This is a genomic window from Microvirga sp. GN3, from assembly GCF_055792825.1.
In genome coordinates this window covers 18,328-36,356 of sequence record NZ_JBVVAK010000085.1, presented here as the reverse complement: position 1 = coordinate 36,356, position 18,029 = coordinate 18,328, and the positions used below count along the sequence as shown (strand labels likewise).

At 61.2% G+C, this 18,029-nt stretch carries 20 protein-coding genes; 8 read left to right on the top strand and 12 right to left on the bottom strand.

Annotated elements, in window-relative coordinates; genetic code table 11:
- Window positions 1–768: 768 nt before the first annotated feature.
- The 12 genes from ACS5Q1_RS30460 to ACS5Q1_RS30405 all read right to left on the bottom strand — a co-directional run bounded on the left by ACS5Q1_RS30460 (window position 769) and on the right by ACS5Q1_RS30405 (window position 9,427).
- Window positions 769–1,035 (bottom strand): hypothetical protein, encoded by a 267-nt coding sequence (locus ACS5Q1_RS30460; RefSeq protein WP_473101715.1) that lies wholly within the window; start codon window positions 1,033–1,035, stop codon window positions 769–771.
- A gap of 101 nt (window positions 1,036–1,136) precedes the next feature.
- On the bottom strand, window positions 1,137–2,105 hold the full coding sequence (locus tag ACS5Q1_RS30455) for an IS5 family transposase (protein ID WP_473101714.1): 969 nt from the start codon (window positions 2,103–2,105) through the stop codon (window positions 1,137–1,139).
- Between the two features lie 32 nt (window positions 2,106–2,137).
- A complete protein-coding gene (locus ACS5Q1_RS30450; RefSeq protein WP_473101713.1) occupies window positions 2,138–2,431 on the bottom strand; it encodes an amidohydrolase family protein in 294 nt (97 codons plus the stop codon).
- A gap of 176 nt (window positions 2,432–2,607) precedes the next feature.
- Window positions 2,608–3,312 carry an adenylate/guanylate cyclase domain-containing protein gene (locus tag ACS5Q1_RS30445; RefSeq protein WP_473101717.1) on the bottom strand — a complete coding sequence of 235 codons (705 nt, stop codon included), beginning with the start codon at window positions 3,310–3,312 and terminating at the stop codon, window positions 2,608–2,610.
- A gap of 182 nt (window positions 3,313–3,494) precedes the next feature.
- The gene (locus ACS5Q1_RS30440; RefSeq protein ID WP_473101712.1) at window positions 3,495–3,656 is read right to left on the bottom strand and encodes a hypothetical protein; all 162 of its coding nucleotides are present in this window, start codon (window positions 3,654–3,656) and stop codon (window positions 3,495–3,497) included.
- Window positions 3,653–3,853 (bottom strand): FAD-dependent oxidoreductase, encoded by a 201-nt coding sequence (locus ACS5Q1_RS30435; RefSeq protein WP_473101711.1) that lies wholly within the window; start codon window positions 3,851–3,853, stop codon window positions 3,653–3,655. Before ACS5Q1_RS30435 ends, ACS5Q1_RS30440 begins: the two co-directional genes overlap by 4 nt.
- Before the next feature lie 27 nt (window positions 3,854–3,880).
- Entirely contained in the window at window positions 3,881–5,362 is a 1,482-nt protein-coding gene (gene hydA / locus ACS5Q1_RS30430; protein ID WP_473101710.1) for a dihydropyrimidinase, read from the bottom strand.
- Window positions 5,363–5,390: 28 nt separating this feature from the next.
- A complete protein-coding gene (locus tag ACS5Q1_RS30425; protein WP_036360774.1) occupies window positions 5,391–6,065 on the bottom strand; it encodes an amino acid ABC transporter permease in 675 nt (224 codons plus the stop codon).
- Window positions 6,065–6,739, bottom strand: a complete 675-nt coding sequence (locus ACS5Q1_RS30420; RefSeq protein ID WP_036360775.1) for an amino acid ABC transporter permease — start codon at window positions 6,737–6,739, stop codon at window positions 6,065–6,067. Before ACS5Q1_RS30420 ends, ACS5Q1_RS30425 begins: the two co-directional genes overlap by 1 nt.
- Before the next feature lie 9 nt (window positions 6,740–6,748).
- Complete coding sequence (locus ACS5Q1_RS30415) at window positions 6,749–7,516, bottom strand: amino acid ABC transporter ATP-binding protein (RefSeq protein ID WP_473101716.1); 768 nt, start codon at window positions 7,514–7,516, stop codon at window positions 6,749–6,751.
- Window positions 7,516–8,376, bottom strand: coding sequence for a substrate-binding periplasmic protein (locus ACS5Q1_RS30410; protein WP_473101709.1), 861 nt, complete (start codon window positions 8,374–8,376; stop codon window positions 7,516–7,518). Before ACS5Q1_RS30410 ends, ACS5Q1_RS30415 begins: the two co-directional genes overlap by 1 nt.
- Before the next feature lie 124 nt (window positions 8,377–8,500).
- Window positions 8,501–9,427 (bottom strand): LysR substrate-binding domain-containing protein, encoded by a 927-nt coding sequence (locus ACS5Q1_RS30405; RefSeq protein ID WP_473101708.1) that lies wholly within the window; start codon window positions 9,425–9,427, stop codon window positions 8,501–8,503.
- 119 nt (window positions 9,428–9,546) lie between these two features.
- On the opposite strand from ACS5Q1_RS30405, the gene ACS5Q1_RS30400 reads away from it, so the two are divergent.
- From ACS5Q1_RS30400 to ACS5Q1_RS30365, 8 genes are all read left to right on the top strand, one after another.
- The gene (locus ACS5Q1_RS30400) at window positions 9,547–10,668 is read left to right on the top strand and encodes a DUF917 domain-containing protein (RefSeq protein ID WP_473101707.1); all 1,122 of its coding nucleotides are present in this window, start codon (window positions 9,547–9,549) and stop codon (window positions 10,666–10,668) included.
- 112 nt (window positions 10,669–10,780) lie between these two features.
- The gene (locus ACS5Q1_RS30395; protein ID WP_473101706.1) at window positions 10,781–12,130 is read left to right on the top strand and encodes a dihydroorotase; all 1,350 of its coding nucleotides are present in this window, start codon (window positions 10,781–10,783) and stop codon (window positions 12,128–12,130) included.
- 5 nt (window positions 12,131–12,135) lie between these two features.
- Complete coding sequence (locus ACS5Q1_RS30390; protein WP_473101705.1) at window positions 12,136–13,380, top strand: hydantoinase/carbamoylase family amidase; 1,245 nt, start codon at window positions 12,136–12,138, stop codon at window positions 13,378–13,380.
- Window positions 13,381–13,384: 4 nt separating this feature from the next.
- Window positions 13,385–14,056, top strand: a complete 672-nt coding sequence (locus ACS5Q1_RS30385; RefSeq protein ID WP_473101704.1) for a flavin reductase family protein — start codon at window positions 13,385–13,387, stop codon at window positions 14,054–14,056.
- On the top strand, window positions 14,053–14,742 hold the full coding sequence (locus ACS5Q1_RS30380) for an aspartate/glutamate racemase family protein (RefSeq protein WP_473101703.1): 690 nt from the start codon (window positions 14,053–14,055) through the stop codon (window positions 14,740–14,742). The genes ACS5Q1_RS30385 and ACS5Q1_RS30380 overlap by 4 nt, the downstream gene beginning before the upstream one ends.
- Window positions 14,739–16,163, top strand: a complete 1,425-nt coding sequence (locus ACS5Q1_RS30375; protein ID WP_473101702.1) for an FAD-binding oxidoreductase — start codon at window positions 14,739–14,741, stop codon at window positions 16,161–16,163. The genes ACS5Q1_RS30380 and ACS5Q1_RS30375 overlap by 4 nt, the downstream gene beginning before the upstream one ends.
- A gap of 13 nt (window positions 16,164–16,176) precedes the next feature.
- Window positions 16,177–17,103, top strand: coding sequence for a dihydrodipicolinate synthase family protein (locus ACS5Q1_RS30370; protein ID WP_473101701.1), 927 nt, complete (start codon window positions 16,177–16,179; stop codon window positions 17,101–17,103).
- On the top strand, window positions 17,103–17,888 hold the full coding sequence (locus ACS5Q1_RS30365) for an SDR family oxidoreductase (RefSeq protein ID WP_473101700.1): 786 nt from the start codon (window positions 17,103–17,105) through the stop codon (window positions 17,886–17,888). Before ACS5Q1_RS30370 ends, ACS5Q1_RS30365 begins: the two co-directional genes overlap by 1 nt.
- The last annotated feature ends 141 nt before the right edge of the window (window positions 17,889–18,029 follow it).

Here is an 18,029-nt window from a genome sequence, read left to right as displayed (position 1 = left end):
GTCTTGGCCTTTGATACGTTCTTGCTCATAACATCCCTTCTCAACACGGAACCGACGGAGGATCCGCCCCGAGTTGAGAAGCATATTTTGTGCCAATCTTTACTGCTGTGAAATAAAACACACGGCCGTGTTGGCTAGCGACTGAACGTGACAGGGCGACCTTAGCTGAGTCGTTCAAGGCCTGCTCTCCGCCAATCCCCGGTTCACTGGACGCGCTGTCCCGGAGCAGTCTGCAGTGCGACCAGGAAAGTCCGGTCTCGTGCTGTGAGCAGATCTTCATCTGGCCTGCCTGAACTTCTCAATTTGACCCTGGCTGTGAAAACTCAAACAGGCCCGCTCTCGACGAAATATTTGTACACTTTCATGCGCCTGCACTGAGAAATATCCGGCCTGTCTAGGCCTACACGGCACAAAGTTTCTTCAACGAGCGATCCGTCAGCGTTTTGACACAACCAAGACCGGAAGTAGGCCTTCCAAGCCTCTGGTCCCGTCACTCACAAATACTAAGCTGCACCAGGCCGGGCTGCTCACAAAGGACCAGCCCGACGAGCGGTTCCGCAGCCTCCGCAACACCTTCCCAATGCCACCGGCGCGCCTCAGGGTACCAGTCCCCTACAAGGGTGACTGGGAGCTAGGTCAGATCGAGGCCTTTCAACACGATCATCTATAGAAGCGAGCGGATGGAGGCCGCGTCAGCCGGCCTTGGCAAGAAGCCGCGACGCCAAGGTCTTCAGCACAGCACTTATCCTCCGCTGCAGCAGGGACACGTCAGGTCGGAATGCTCGCTGTGATCTGCCTCTCCAGCTCGTGGAGGATGTTACCGATCATCCCATGCGGCTCCACCAGGCCCGACTCATAGAGCTGCAGGAAGTGGTCGATGTTGTTCCGCAGCAGCGGTCGGTTCTCGGCAACAGTGCTCTTGTGATCCCACGCCTCCCAGGCAACTAGCGCCACAAGAGCGACACCGCCAGTGAGCGCACCACCCCAGGAACCCGCACCCGTCGCAAGTCCCCGCGCTGCAACTTGCCTAGACAATGTGGTTGCAGCCCGCCGGCCCACCGAGCCAACTAGTGCCCCGGAGCGGCCTTGTTGCATAGATCGGCCGGGGCAGGCATTTCGCCTAACCTCGCCTGATGTCAGGCAAGTCGGATGGACTTTGGGCGCCCAAACTCAAGCATGCGGTTCAAGGTATGGACGGCAATGGCCACCTCAGTGGCGCGACGCCGATCCGTCCGCGAGCGCAGCGCGTCTCCAATCACTCGTTTGAAGCGGCTGATAACTGACTCCACCAGAGCCCGACGCGTGTACCCGGACCTCTTCTGCCAGCCCACGCGCCCATGCTCGGCCATGCTTTGGAGGTGCCGATCACGCTGGGTCGGAGCGCTCTCCGCCATCTCGCTCAGCACCGCTGTTGATCGCGGTGGCACGATCACGTCAGCATCAGGATGGCGCTTAGCAACAGTGTCGTAGATACCAGCCTGATCATAGGCTCCGTCGCCGATGAAGGAGGCGAGCGAGCCCTTCACCTGGTCGAGCAAGGGCTCAACCTGCGAGCCGTCATCGACGTCACTGGTCGTCAGCTCAGACGCCAGGATCTGTCCGGTTTCGACATCGACACCGATGTGCAGCTTGCGCCAGGATCGGCGTCTGCGGGTGCTATGCTTCTCGATCAGCCACTCGCCGGGCCCGCACAGCCGCAGGCCTGTGCTGTCCACCAGCAGGTGAATAGGTCCTTTGGAGCGCGGACATGGTCCTGGCACCTCCAGGGTTTCGGCGCGGCGGCTCAGGGTTGAGTGGTCCGGCACCGCCAGATCCAAGCCGAGGAGTTGGACGATCGAGCCGATCAGCCCTTCGGTCTGGCGCAGCGCCAGCCGATACACCGCCCGGAGCGTCAGGGCTGTTCGGATCGCCAGAGGTGAGTAATGTGGTTGGCCGCCTCGTGTCGTGCGGGGCTCGGCCCGCCAGGCCGCAATGGCTTCCTCGGTGAACCAGACCGTGAGGCTCCCCCGCTGACGCAGGGCCGCGTCGTACTCCGCCCAGTTCGTTACCCGGTACCGCTGCTTGGGGATGCGGTGACGGCGGGCGGCATTGGCTTTGAATGGCACGGCAGAGATCCGACATGAAGAGCGCAGTCCTCCTATGTCACCCGGTGCCGGTTGCCAACTCGCCCATCCGTGCAACAAGGCGGCGGTGTGAGCCCGATATGATGGTGCGCATTAACGAAGCCCGGCGTCACCACGAAGCCCGGTCCGCCAGCAATCTCGGCCTGTGGATAGGCCGCAATGAGTGTATCTGCCGGGCCAACGGCGCGGATCACGCCGCCCTCGACCACAACTGCGGCATCAACTTCGAGATGCGGCTGGTCGTCCTCTGTGAAGCCTCGAAGGACTTGAGCGGCTTTGATGAGACGTAGCGGACTCACGGATGACACGACAACCCACCTGTAATCGAGCAACAACAACAGCGGCGATGCCGCACGATGAGCCAAGCCAGATCGCGGCAAAGATCGGCTCGTGCGGGGGACGCATCCGTCAGGCTAGTGGACGGCAGCAGCTTTTACCAGCCGGATCTGCGTGATCGGGAGCAGGGCAGCCGGCGGGTAATTCATCACAAGGCCTCCGCGGAAGAAGTGGAGTTATGGGCGATGACGAAGAGCGAGCGGGAACGCGACAGAGCCGCGATGATCTCTTCGACGATGCCGTCGGCGAAGTAGTCCTGATCCGGGTCGCCTCTTATGTTGGTGAACAGGAGGACGGCAATCGATGGCTTGTCCGGAATAGTGAGAGGTTTGCCCAGCCCCTGCCCGGGCGCCGTTGCTCCTTCCGCCGACTTTGCCGAGAACGCCCTGATGGGCTGCTCGATGTTCTTGACGGCTTGAGGCCCCAGGTCCTCCAGCCGAAGGCCGAGCGCCTTGCGCACGTACTGCTGGGCCGCCTCCGACAGGCAGATGCCACCCGGCTCGGCCAGAGCCTGGAGGCGGGCGGCGATGTTAACGGCACCGCCAAACCGGTCGTCGCCCGCGACCATTACGCCGCCGATATGCACGCCGATGCAAAAGGCGAGGCGACGTTCCGAAGAAGTGGCATCGTTTGCCCGTTGCAGCGTCTCCTGGATCTCCATGGCGCATTGCACCGCATCGACCGCGCTCGGGAACTCGGCCAGGACACTGTCCCCAGCCGTGTTGGCGATCCGGCCGCCATGCTCGGCGATCAGCCGGTCCATGGTTGCGCGGTGGGCTATCAAGGTCTGGAGCGTGCCGGTCTCGTCCTGCTCCATCTTGCGCAAGTAGCCTGCTACATCGGCCGCGAAGATTGCCGCCAGCCGCCGCTCGACCCTGTGCTTCTACTGACCCACGGGATCCCCGACGCCGTTCCCGACTGGATTTGGCGGTGAGGCGGGGAGAGTGTCCAGTTCGAGCCCGGCCGTAGTCGAAATCGGCTGTCACGCCTCGCCGGTGAGTGGGGCGTCAATTTTCTAGTCCGCCCATCGCGAGCTCAGGGCCTCTCGGCGGCGGCCACGACGGCCGGCATCGGCACCTCGAACGCCCCATCCCGTGCGTATGCGGCGACGGTTTGGCGCACCGCATCGCGGATGGCCGCCAGCGCCTCCGGTGTCTGGGCCCGGAGCAGGGCGGCGGCACGGATCGAACCCTTCATGATCCCCCGAAGAGCCCGTCCGGCGACGCCATCCGCCAGACCTGCGGGACCCTGATTGCGGTCACGGACCGGAAGCCGGTAGCAATGCCCGTTGCACCTTCCAGCAAGAGAACCGATAGATCTTGCAGGGCAAGCTCCCGCGCGACCGCAAGCCCCACGACGCCTGCGCCGATGATGATCGCATCAAAATGGTCCATGAAAGCGGATCCGGACCGGTGAGTTTTCTAAGAAGCGGGAGCGTCGCACACAAAACGGCCACTCACCACATCGAAGCCGGTTACCGGTGGTGTAGCAATGGCGCAGACCTCCGGCCGTGCCCGAGCCAGAAGGCGGCCGTGCCCGTCCGGTGCAAGTCGTTCACCTTCGCGACAAACAACCGTGCCGCGCACCATAGTCATCACCGGCAGGCCCGTCACCTCGCGCCCCTCGTATGGTGTCCAGCCAAGGCCGTCGTGCAAGGCCTCGGGGGTGATCCTAATCTGCTTCTTGGGATCCCAGAGGACGAGATCAGCATCAGCGCCTGGGGCGATGACACCCTTGCGACCCGCGAGGCCATAAAGGCGCGCGGGCTCGGTGGCTGTCACCTCGACGAACCGCTCGATCGATAGACGTCCACTCACGACGCCCTCAGAGAAAATGAGGGGAAGGCGAAGCTCGAGGTCGGGCATGCCGTATTGGACCCGGTTGAAGGCCGTATCAGGACCATCCCTCAGCTTGCCGTCAGGACCTTCCATCACGAAGGCGGAATGATCCGAGGATAGGATCGAAAGTGTGCCATCACTTAGGGCCGACCACAGCGCGTCCTGGCTTGCTTTGTCGCGCAGGGGAGGGCTGCAGCAGAACTTGGCGGCCTCGAAAGACGGCCGGTCGAGGGCTTGGCGCGTCAAGACCAGATATTGCGGGCAGGTTTCAGCATGGATCGGGAAGCCGCGCTTCTTAGCCCATCGAACCTGCTCCACCGCTTCCGCACTCGACATATGGACCAGCACGATCGGAACGTTGACGAGTTCCGCCAGGGAGACTGCATGATGCACCGCGTCACGCTCCGCGAGCATTGGCCGTGCGTCGGCGAGGTGATGGATCTTGCTGTAGCCGGCTGACAGGAGCTTCCCGGTGAACCACGCGATCATGTCGTGGCTCTCCGCATGGATGAGCGGCATCGCCCCCTCGCGTCGGACTGCCGCCAGAACGTCGAGCGCCGCCCGGTCGTCGAGGCGAAGGGCATCGTAGGTGAGATAGATCTTCACCGACGTGAAGCCCTCGCTCACAAGCGCGGGTAAGTCGATGTCTAGCGTCTGCTGAGAGGCATCCGTCACGATCAAGTGGAAACCGTAGTCGAGTACGGACTTGCCCTCTGCACGAGTCTTGTAATCATTAACCACGCGACGAAGGCTTTGGCCCCGATGCTGGGCTGCGAAGGAAATAAGCGTGGTGGTTCCGCCGAACGCGGCCGCGATGCTCGCACTAGCGAAATCATCCGCGGTGCGGGCACCACTCGAAACTATCTGGTCGATATGACAGTGGGCATCTACCCCGCCAGGGAGTACGAGAAGACCTCTCGCGTCGATTACGTCGCCCGCGGACGAGAGCTCCGACCCTAGCGCAGCAATCCGGCCGTCGCGGATGCCTATATCCGTTTCCGCGACGCCCTGTGGAGACACGACCCGGCCGCCGCGGACCACTATGTCGAAAGATTGCATGCTCATAGGGAACTCGGCCTTTGCTGCCAAAGGGTCAGGCTGAATGCATGACGGTCTTGTTCTCCATCCGGGACACCAAGCGCACGAATGGCCAAAACATGAGGAAGTACACGATGGCGGCCGCCACGAGCGGGGTCGGGTTGTAGAGGAGACCTTGCGCAATCTGGGCCGAGCGCAGCAATTCTTGCAGGGCCACTGCAGACGCGATGGAAGTCTGCTTGAAGAGTTCAACCGTGTTGCTGACCAGATCCGGCAGCACGTTGCGGGTTCCCTGCGGCACGACCACATAGGCCATGCTTTGGAGCCAGGTTAGACCGGTCGAGCGGGCGGCCTCCCGTTGGCCCTTCGGGACGGATTCGATGCCGGCACGGAAGATCTCGGCAAAGTAGCTCGAACCATTCAGCGTCAGGGCCAGGACGGCGGCCAGGAACCCTCCGAGATTGAGGCCGAGAAACGGCATGCCGTAGAAGATGAAGATCAGCAGGACGAGGGGTGGCACAGCGCGGAGCGTGTCCACATAGGCGACGAGCACCATGCGCAATGCGGTGCTGCGCAGATCCTGCGCCACAGCAATGGCCAAACCGATGCCAATGGAGAGCGGCACTGCAACAGCCGCGAGGGCGAGGGTCAGCCATAGGCCTTCGACCAGAAGCGGCCAGACCTCCCGGAGCACGTCTAGATTGAAGAAGGTGGTGACGAGCTCGCTCATCAGGACCTCGGATGGGCGTAGGCCTGCTCAAGCCAGCGGGTAAAGCGCACGAACGGCAGGAACAGGGCGAGAAAGAGAAGTGCACCGACAGTCAGCGCGGTCGGATTGGCGACGTTCGACTGAATGCTAGAGGTGATATTGAGCAGTTCTGGGACCGCAACAACGGAGCCGAGCGTGGTGCCCTTGCTGATGCCGATTGCTCGGTTTGTGAGCGACGGAATAGATATCCGCACGACTTGCGGCAAGACGATATAAGCGAGCGTCTGGGTAAAGCCTAAACCGGTCGAGCGACCCGCCTCCCACTGCCCCTTGTGGACTGCGTTGATGCCGGCCCAGAAGATTTCTTCCGCGAATGCCGATAGGACGGCGGCGAGCGCGAGCACCGTTGCAGTGAATGGCTCGAGAACCAGCCCGAAATAGGGTAAGGCGAAATAGGCGAGCACGATTAGTACGAGCTGCGGGATCGAACGGAAGAAATCGATGTAGAAGATGATCAGCACATTGACCGGTCTGATGCCATAGAGCCGAACGATGGCAATCAGGAGCCCAAGAGGAATCCCGATCACGATCGTTAGCACCGACATCTGGATGGTGACGAGAAATCCTCTGAGGATATCCGGCCAGTAAGCTGCCATCAGGGGAAAGTCGAAGAAGTATCGAACAATCTGATCCATCGGCTGCCGTCAGGATTTAAACCGAGTCACGAACTCGCGGATTCGGGCATGTTGCGGAGAAACCAAGATCTCCTCCGGTGTCCCTTGCGCCAGAACCTCCCCATGGTCCATAAAGACTACGCGGTCGGCCACCTCGCGGGCGAATTGCATTTCATGGGTAACCACGATCATGGTCATACCCAGATCTTTCGTGCGCACCATGACATTGAGCACCTCACCAACCAGCTCTGGATCGAGGGCGGACGTCGGTTCGTCGAAAAGCATGACTTGCGGCTCGAGCGCCATGGCGCGTGCGATCCCGACGCGCTGCTGTTGACCGCCCGAGAGCTGCGCGGGATAGGAATCCGCCTTATGGGCGAGACCCACGAGTTCGAGGTGTTTGAGAGCCTTCGCGTCAGCCTCGGCCTTGGACAACCCAGCAACTTTGCGCAGGGCGAGTGTCACATTGCCGAGTGCCGTTTTGTGCGGGTAAAGATTGATGCTTTGGAATACCATGCCGATGCGACGCCGCAGAGCGTTGAGATCCACGTTCTTGCCCGTGACCTCGTGCCCGCCGACAACGATGCGTCCGCTGGTTGGCTCCTCGAGGCGATTGATGCATCGCAAGCAGGTGCTCTTGCCCGAACCCGACGAGCCGACGATCACCACCGCCTCGCCCTTCTTGACCTTAAGATCGATGCCGCGGAGAACCTCCACGGCGCCGAAGGACTTGCGCAACCCCTCGATGACGACGAGATCACCGCCACCGGTGGTGCTAATGCTGCCTTGCGCAGCCATCACTTGCACGACGTCTTGCGCTCGGTAGCATCATAGCCCTCGAAGTCGGGCGCTCCGGTGCCGGGATAGACCTTCGCCGTGGACGAGCCCTCCTCCGGTGGCACGCCAAACCATTTCTCGTGGATCTTGGCGAGGGTGCCATCCATCTTCAGGCACTCGACGGCCTCCTCGACCTTTGCGCGGAATGCGGTGTCTTCCTTGCGGAAGGCGATGCCGAAGTGGCGGCCGCTGTCGAGCACAAAGGCGACTTGAGTATTAGGGACTTGGGTCGAGACATAGCGTGATACGGGAGCGTCCGCGACATTTGCGAAGGCGCGGCCGATCATGACGGCCTGCACGGCATCCGCGTTCTTATTGTAGCGCTGAATCGAAAAGCCGTATTTGGCTTCGTTGTCGGTGAGCCACTTGTCCGAGATGCTGCCGTTGTTGACGGTCAGCGCCTTGCCTTTCAAGTCCTCAAGGTTGGCGATCTTACCGCCCTTCTTGACGAGAAAACCAAGACCCGTCGGCATATAGGGTTCGCTGAACAGCATCTGGGCCGCACGTTCGGCGGTGATGTTTGTCGGAGCCGGAATCATTTCGTAGCGCTTGGAGAACAGGCCTGCAAAGATCGCGGAAAAATTGCTGTCCGTGACATCGATGCCCGGGCGACCAAGTTTCTTCGCAATCGCGTCTGCGAAATCATAAGTGAAGCCGGTAATCTCGCCGGACGCAGTCTTGAAACAGAACGGAGCGAAACCGAGGTCACAGGCGACCTTCAGTTTTTCGTTCTGCGGGTGATCGGCATCCTGTGCCAGGACGGGAGTTGCGAGCAGAGCGGCAAGAGCCAGGCCTTGGGCTGCAGCGCGCACCCCCTTCATTGACGAAATCCACATATCCTCTGTCCCTTATAATTTTTGATGGAATGAGCCATCCATAGATCAACGTATCAGCAGTAACCCATTCCTTGCCCATGCTATCTTATGGCCGAGGCATAACATTATGTTAAGTAACAGTGTTCGAGCCGGCATCGGCTTTCGACACGCGTTCGCCTGCAAGATCGTGCAGGATTTTCGCGAATGCCTGGGCGACGCGCGACAGAGGTTCCAAGCGCGATGTTAGAAGGTGAACGTGCATCCGTGTGTGCGGTAGGAACGGTCGCGCCTCGATTCTGGGCCAAGTACCGCTGCGGATCACGAATTCATCCACGATGCCGACTCCGGCTCCGGCTTGGACCAGGGAGCAGGCCACGGGCGTGAACCGCACGACAGTGTCGAACCGAATCGATGTGCCACTTGCCGCAAGGGCGTGCTCGACATGGTGGCCGTAAGGGGTTTGGGGGCCATAGCCGATGAGAGAATAAGGCGCTAGATCAGCAGGGGTGATCGCGGACAAATGAGCGAGCTCATGGCCGCGCGGGAAGATGACTCTGAGGCTTCCCTCCAGGATCGTTGTATCCACAATGGTCGGCTCATCGACCGGCAGGACTGAAAGGGCCAAATCCACCCGGTTTGCGCTGACACGGGCTACAAGCTCCGGCAGGGTCAGAATCTCGAATTCGACCCGCACATCGGGAAAGTGCTGCCGGAAGAGGCAGATGGCCTCAGGCACGAAAGCCTGGCCGACGCTTGGGCTGGCGACAACATGCATGCCGCCCGTACCACGCTCTCGCAACTCCTGCGCGAGGTTGTTGACCCGAAGAACACCTTGGTGGACCTGATCCACTTCCGCAAAAAGGCGCCTGGCCTCAGGGGTTGGCTGGACGCGGCCTTTTACACGCTCAAAGAGCTTCAGGCCGAGACGATCTTCCGTATATGCGAGCAACCGGCTGATCGCAGGTTGCGATACCGCCAACAGGCGAGCCGCGCCGCTAATCGAGCCTGTCACCATGACGGCGCGGAACACCTCGATCTGACGCAGATTGAAACGCATGGAGATAACATCCAGTTATGACCTGACGCAGAAATAGCATGTTCCCGTTGGGATAACACCCACTATGGTCGGTTTCGGGCCGGTACGCCGGTGCATGCCGCGTCGGCGACGGAGGGGACATGAAACGAATCCTGACCATTGACGATGTCGAGACGGCGATCGCCGGCGGATCAATCTATGCGGCGGGGGGAGGCGGCTGGCCGGAACATGGCCGCATGTTGGGCCAGGCCGCGGTCATGACAGGCCAGCCTGAGCTCGTCTCCATGGACGAGGTTCCCGACGATGCCATCATCGCAACAGCGGCGGCCATTGGGGCACCAGCAGGAACAACCGATTGGCAGATGCTCGGGATCGACTACGTGCGTGCTGTCGAGCTGCTGCAGGACGCGCTCGGTAAGGCGGTCTACGGCCTGATGATTGGTCAGAACGGCATGTCGAGCACGCTGAATGCTTGGCTGCCAAGTGCGGTTCTGGGCACAAAGGTCATCGATGCAGTCGGGGATATTCGAGCGCATCCTACCGGCGATATGGGATCGATCGGGCTCACTAGCAGCCCTGAAGCGACAATCCAGACCGCGGCGGGAGGGAATCGATCCCAGAACGCCTATATCGAGCTTGTGGTCCGCGGCACGACTGCGAAGGTCTCGCCGATCCTGCGCACGACCTCTGACATGTCGGGCGGTTTCATTGCCTCCTGCCGCAACCCCGTTCCTGCCTCTTACGTGCGCCAGCACGCGGCCCTGGGTGGAATCTCAATAGCATTGGCGCTCGGCGAACGTATCTTGGCTGCAAGGCCGAAAGGCGGCCGCGCTGTCATCGACGCGATCTGCGATCAGACGTCGGGTGTGGTGGTCGGCCAAGGCAAAGTCATCCGAAAATCCATCGAGTATACCCGGCAGGCCTTCGACGTCGGGACCATTCAGATCGGTGAGGGGAAGAATGCCCGTATTCTGCACGTGATGAATGAATATATGGCCGTGACTGACCTCGAAGGGCAGCGTGTCGCGACCTATCCAGACGTCATTACCACGCTCAACGACGATGGCACGCCGCTCAGCGTCGGCCATGTACGGGAAGGCATGGAGCTCGCCATCCTGCGCATCGCGAAAGATCATATCCCGCTCAGCGCCAGCGTGTTGGATCCTAGCGTGTACCCCATCGTCGAGGAGGCTTTGGGTCTCGACTTGACGAGCTATGCTCTGGGCAGGAACCGCACCGAGGCGTCTCACAGCAGGGAATAACACGCTGTTATGAAGCATGCCAGAATAAGCATGATCGGTTTTGAACGGCTGCCATTATGCTTGCCGCATCACACGTCGGCCTTGCCCGCCACTCTCCAACAAGCAGGTTCCCATGAGCGATTTTGATCTCGTCCTTCACGGTAACGTAGTTCTGTCAGACCGGATTATCGAAGACGGCTATGTCGCCGTCTCCAGTGGAAAAGTTGCAGCCGTCGGCACAGGCACGCCGCCTTCAGCTCGCGAGTCTCAGGATTTTCGCGGTCAGTGGATCATCCCCGGCGTGATCGACGGCCAGGTTCATTCCGGCAGCCAGGCCAACCACGAGGGCATCGGCATGTGCTCGCGCGCTGCAGCAGCGGGCGGCGTGACGGTCATGGTCGACATGCCCTATGACGAGCCGGAGCCGGTTACAGACTCCACCCTGTTCAATGAAAAGGTCGCCACGGTCCAACGTGACGCCCACGTCGATGTGGCGCTCTATGCCACAATCACAGTTGAGAATGGCCTTGATGCGATCCCGGGTCTCGTTGACGCGGGCGCATGCGCGTTCAAGTTCTCGACTTTCGAGGCGAATCCCACCCGCTTCCCGCGTATCGGTGATGACACGATCTACGAGGCCTTCAGGCGCCTTGCCCCGACGGGCCTGCTCTGCGGTGTCCATAACCAGGATCAGGAGATGACGAGGCGCAACATCGCCCGCCTCGTCGAGGCGGGCGACACCGGACCCGATGCCTTCGCCCGCGCGCACACGCCGCTGATCGAGAACCTCGCCACCGCCCGCATCTACGAGATTGGCGCCGAGACAGGTGCGCGCGCCCACGCAGTCCATGTTTCGACCTCGCGTGGTTTCGAGATCGCCAATATGTACAAGCGCGCCGGCTACAAGGCTTCTATCGAGAGCTGTGTGCAATATCTGATGCTGAACGAAGAGGAGCATGTCCGACGCTTCGGCGCGAAGGTGAAGCATTACCCACCGATCCGCCCAAAGGCCGAAACGGAGCTCCTCTGGAGCCATATCGCTGCGGGACATTGCGACTTCGTCTCCTCTGACCACGTCTCGTGGGGACTTGAGAAGAAGAGCGACCCGAACATCTTCAAGAACACCTCAGGCGGCCCGGGCATCGAAACCCTGCTGCCAGCCTTTTGGACTGGCTGCGAGGAACACGGCATCTCGCCGACCATGGTGGTCAAGCAGCTCTGTGAGGGACCGGCGAAAGCCTTCCTCTTGGCCGATAAGGGACGCCTTAAAGCAGGAGCCGATGCGGATATCGTCGTGCTGGAGCCCGGCCGCTTCCCGTTCGATCCGTCGAAGAGCCTCTCTGCCGTTAAGTGGAGTTCTTTCGAGGGCCGTGAGTTCACCGTCCGCGTAGCAGCGACATATGTGCGCGGGGCACTCGCCTGGGACGGATCAGCGATCCGCAACAATGCTGGCGATGGCCGCTTCCTCTGTCCGGCGGCGTGACGGCCGTGGCCATCGACGCCAATCGTCTGTGGGAGCGCATCGAGGCCCTGTCGCGGATCACCGATCCTGACCGCCCATGGACGCGGCGCTCCTTCTCGCCCCTTTTTCTGAAGGGGCGGGAATGGCTCGCCAACGAGTTCCGCGCCGGCGGGCTCGAGACGTCGGTCGATGCCGCCGGCAACCTCGTTGGCCGACTCGCCGGATCCGATCCAAATCTGAAGCCGATCGTCATCGGCTCCCACTCGGATACAGTGCCCTCAGGTGGCCGTTATGACGGCATTCTCGGCGTACTCGCCGGACTCGAAGTAGCGCAGAGCCTCGTTGAACGTGGCGAGCGTCTGCGTCATCCGCTGGAGATCTACGATTTCCTCGCCGAGGAGCCGAGCGAGTTCGGCCTATCTTGCATCGGCAGCAGGGCTCTAGCCGGAATGCTGTCCGCCAACATGCTGGATCTCAGGCGGCCTGACGGTATGACATTGAGGGAGGGCTTGGCCTATATTGGCGGAGATCCCGAAAGCCTCGCTTCCGTCAGGCGTTCCCCCGACGGAACGGTCGCCTATGTGGAGGTGCATATCGAACAGGGGCGTGTGCTCGAGCAGGAGGGCACCGCCATTGGGATCGTCACGGATATTGTCGGCATTCACCGGGAGCGCATCACGGTCAAGGGTCGTGCCGATCATGCGGGCGCAACGCCAATGCCCCTGCGGGCAGATGCATTGGTCGGTGCCGCTCACATCGTAGAGACAGTATATGCCCGCGCTCTTGCGCTGTCGGACAGCGACAAGCCTCTCGTCGCTACGGTCGGAAAGCTCGATGTTCTTCCGAACGCGGCCAACGCGGTGCCGGGCGAAGTCGAAATGGTTCTTGAAGTACGGTGCGGCGACGAAGCCGCGACCCGCACCTTCAGCAAAACATTGATCGAAGAGGTCAGCCCTTCGCTAGAGGCACTCAGACTCGAAGTTCAGGCAGAGCCTGTGAGCCATGCTTCGCCGACCCCCTGTGCTCCCGTCGTGCGCGAGGCGATCAGGGCCGCCGCATCGTCTCTTGGATTGTCATCTCGGGACCTGCCGAGCGGCGCAGGGCACGACGGCGTCTTCGTCGCGCTGACCGGGCCGATTGGAATGATCTTCGTGCCTTGCCTCGACGGTCGCAGCCACGCGCCAGAGGAATCGATCGAACCACATCAGGCTGCTGACGGCGCCCGCGTTCTCTTCGAGACCGTGCGCCGGCTCGACACGATACTCGGGTGATGCCATGGACTGGGCGACAGGCGAGCTAACCGACCGGAACCTTTACAAGCTTCTGGTGAACACGGTTCTCCCGCGGCCAATCGCGCTCGTCACCACCGTCGACAGGGACGGGAACGTAAATGCCGCGCCATTCAGCTTCTTCAATGTTTTCAGCCATGCTCCTCCGCTCGTAGTCCTTGGCATCGAGGGTCGCGAGCCGGCAGAGGGGCCGCTGAAGGACACCATGCGCAACATCCGTACGACGGGAAGCTTCGTGGTCAATCTGGTGGACCGAGCTCTCGTGGAGGCCATGACGATCTGCGCCATTGATCTGCCGTCCGAGATCGACGAACTTGCCGCCGCCGGCCTGACATCGGCCCCGAGCCGACAGGTCGCCGCGCCGCGGATCGCTGCGTCTCCGGTGCAGCTTGAGTGCCGCGAGACCGTGTCCCTGTCACTTGGTACGCGCCACCGCAATCTCATCGTGGGCGAAATCGTCCATCTGCACATCCGCGATGGTCTCGTGGACGACAACTTTCACGTCGATATCGACGCGCTGGATCTCGTTGGCCGCCTGCACGGTGCGGACTGGTATGTCACGACGCGGGACCGATTTCAGGTGCCACGGCAGAGCTACGACACATGGCGCGCGCAACAACAGGGAGTGCGGGCTGACAAAGATAAAGGTGAACCATGAGCAGAACGATTTACGTCATCAATCCCAATTCCAACGAAAGAGTTACAGCGGGCATCGATGCTGCCGTTGCGCCGCTCCGTTCCACCGACGGTCCCGCGATCGCCTGCATGACCCTGCTTGAAGGCCCTCCGGGTATCCAGTCCCAGCGTGACGTGGACGGCATCGTCGGACCGCTCCTGAAGCAAGCGGCATCGCTTGAGAGCGAGGCAGCGGCCTTCGTTGTAGCCTGCTTCTCCGATCCAGGCATGCATGCGCTGCGCGAGCAGAGTGCGCGGCCTGTCCTGGGTATTGCCGAGTGCGGCGTCCTGACTGCCCTGACGCTCGGCCAGCGGTTCGGCGTCATCGCGATCCTGCCAACCTCGATCCCGCGTCATCTTCGCTATTTTGGCGCTATGGGCGTGCTCGATCGATTCGCCGCCGATCTGTCCATCGGTCTGGGCGTCTCCGAACTATCCGACGAGTCGCGCACGCTCGGACGTATGATCGAAGTTGGTCGGACGCTCCGCGACACGCATGGGGCCGACGTTCTTGTCATGGGATGCGCTGGCATGGCCCGTTTCCGCGAGGCGCTGGAGCGGGAGCTCGGAATCCCCGTCGTGGAGCCCACGCAGGCGGCTGTCACTATGGCAGTTGGCCGGGTGCGTCTGGGCTGGGGCGGCCGTCCATCCGTCGGATTAGCCCGATGACCGAGCTCCTCAACAGGCTTGCAGCCATCGTTGGCGAGAGGAACGTTCTCACTGACGATGCATCAATGACGCCTTACGTCAACGACTGGCTCGGAAAATACCATGGCTCGGCACAAGCAGTGGTCCGGCCCAGCTCTGCAGCGGAGGTGGCGGCAATTCTCACCGTTTGCCGTGAGACAGGAACTCCGATCGTTCCGCAGGGCGGCAACACGAGCATGTCGGGCGGCGCAACCCCTGATGCATCGGGGGTCGCAGTCGTCCTGTCGTTGACACGAATGAACCAGATCCGCGAGATCGATCCCATTGGAAACACGATCACCGTCGATGCCGGCGTCGTACTGGCCCACGTTCATACTGCTGCAAAAGAGCTTGGCCGCCACTTCCCCTTGAGCCTCGGAGCCGAGGGAAGCTGCACAATCGGAGGTAATCTCGCGACGAATGCAGGCGGGGTTGCCGTGCTGCGCTACGGCACAATGCGGGAACTGACCCTCGGCCTTGAAGTGGCCTTGCCGGACGGTCGCATTTGGGATGGTCTCACAGCCCTGCGCAAGGACAATACCGGTTATGCCCTGCGCGATCTCTTCATCGGCTCTGAAGGCACGCTCGGCGTCATCACCGGCGCGGTACTGAAATTGTTCCCGGAGCCCAAGGCTAAGGCGACCGCTCTCGTCGCCGCGCGGGATACGGAAGCGGCACTCTCGTTGTTAGCAGTCGTGCGCGACAAGTGCGGCGATCGCCTGACGGCCTTCGAATTTATGACCGGTGCTTGCTTAGACCTCGTGCTTCGCCACGTCGCAGACGCTCGTATCCCCTTTGGAGCCGTACCTCCAGCAATGGTGCTGGTGGAGCTGTCAGACACGAATGATGACGCAGCCCTGATAGCCCGGCTTGAGGATGCGCTCGTCGCCGCATCCGAAGCAGAGCTTGCTCTCGACGCGACAATTGCACAGGACATTGCCCAGGCGAAAGTCTTCTGGCGCCTGCGTGAGGGGATTTCTGAGGCTTTGGTACGCGAGGGAAAGGCCGCCAAGCATGATATCTCAGTTCCTGTTGCTCGCATGGCTCAATTCATCGTGGCTGCGGAGGGTGCAGTTGCAGCCGTATCCCCCGGCGTCCGACATGTAGTGTTTGGCCACCTTGGTGATGGCAACCTGCACTATAACCTATTGCCGGCCGCCGACATGAGCGAGGCCGATTTCGCCGCTCTGGCGCCGAGGCTCACCCGAGTCGTGCATGATGAGGCCAAGGCCTGTCGGGGCTCCATCAGTGCCGAACACGGGATCGGGCAGCTGCGCGTCGGCGACATGCCTCGCTACAAGGCACCAATCGAACTGGAACTTATGGCGGCATTGAAGGGATTATTCGATCCCGCCGAGCTCCTCAATCCGGGCAAACTTCTGCCTCTCCCATCAAAACAGTAAGGAACGACATTTCATGGCATTGCTCGATGAAAGCGCCAAGGGCGTTTACGTCATTGCTGTCACCCCCTTCGCAGATGATGGCGCTCTCGATTTGGAGAGCACCGATCGGATGGTCGACTTCTATCTAGAGAAGGGCGCCTCCGGCCTGACCGTGTTGGGCATGATGGGCGAGGCACCCAAGTTGACTGCTGCGGAGTCGAACGCCTTTGTGAATCGCGTCTTGGCGCGGGTTGGAGGCCGCGTGCCGGTGGTTGTGGGCGTGTCGGCTCCCGGTTTGACACCGATGCGCGAACTGTCTGAGAGTGTGATGGCGGAAGGCGCTGCTGGCGTCATGGTGGCACCGCCCAGCAATCTCAGGACCGACGATCAGATTTACAATTATTATGACGCGGTCGCCGAAACCCTCGGCAACACGCCCTTCGTGCTCCAGGATTTTCCTTTGGTGACAAACGTGCAGATCTCGCCCGCGACGATCCTGCGCATCGTGAAGGCACTGCCGACCTGCGTAATGCTGAAGCATGAGGATTGGCCAGGTCTTTCCAAGATTTCCGCTCTACGCGCGGCGAGCGAGAAGGGTGAGCGGCGCATCTCAATCCTGGTCGGCAATGGCGGCATGTTTCTTCCTGAGGAGCTGGGGCGCGGCGCCGACGGGGCCATGACCGGATTTGCCTATCCGGAAATGATGGTCGATGTCTGGAGGGCCTACACGGCAGGTGACGTTGAGCGCGCTCATGATCTCTTTGATGCCTATCTTCCTCTCGCACGCTACGAGCAGCAGCCGGGCCTTGGGTTGACACTCCGCAAGTACACACTGGCGAAGCGTGGGGCTATTGCCTCGGGAGCCTTGCGCAAGCCCGGCCCCAAGCTCTCGAATAAAGATATCGCAGAGGTCGAGCGACTCATCGCCCGCCAGACCCGTCGCCTTGCGGAGATTGGCTGATGGACTTCGGACTTAATGGAAAGCGGGTGCTTGTAATTGGGGCGAGCCGTGGTCTCGGCGCAGTTATAGCACGGACTCTTGCAGCGGAAGGAGCGAGCGTTATAGCGGCGGCCCGCCGTGTGGAAGCGATCGATGGTTGGATCGCCGAACTTCCGGCAGATATCCGCGGGCGCGTGACTGCCGCGCAACTTGACCTCTCAGACGTCGCATCTGTAGACCTCCTATGTGACCGGCTCCTTGAGACAGGCGGGGTCGACATTCTCGTCGGGAACTCCGGTGGTCCACCGTCAGCGGAAGCTCGCGAAGCTAAGCGCGATGATTGGCTCGTTCATTTTGAGGCGATGGCTGCAAACCTCTTTCATGTGGCGCAGCGTCTACTGCCGCCTATGGCTGAACGAGGCTGGGGACGGATCATCACTATTGCCTCCTCAGGCGTTGAACAGCCGATCCCACGCTTGGCGCTGTCCAATGGAATTCGGTCTGCAGTGATTGGCTGGTCGAAGACGCTCGCGTCGGAAGTGGCAGCACAAGGAATTACAGTCAACGTTGTCCTGCCGGGCCGCATTCACACGGAGCGTGTTGATCAGCTCGACAAGGCGGCCGCCGACCGTAGCAACTCGTCCGTTGAGGCTGTCGCAAAGGCCTCGATGGCAAGCATCCCGGCCGGCCGCTACGGTCGCCCGCAGGAATTTGCCGATATGGTGGCATTCCTTGCCAGCGAGCGCGCTTCTTACGTGACAGGCTCAAAAATCCGCATTGACGGCGGTGCTACGCGGTCAATCTAGTCGGCCGCTCCGGCCTCGCCGCGCATTACCTCTTGTTCGATATTGAGAGGCCAGGGCGGGGAGCAGGTGTATGGGATAAAACTCGCCCGTTTTGGGTTTATTGCTAACGCGACAAAGGTCAACTCCTGGCAGATTTCGTTG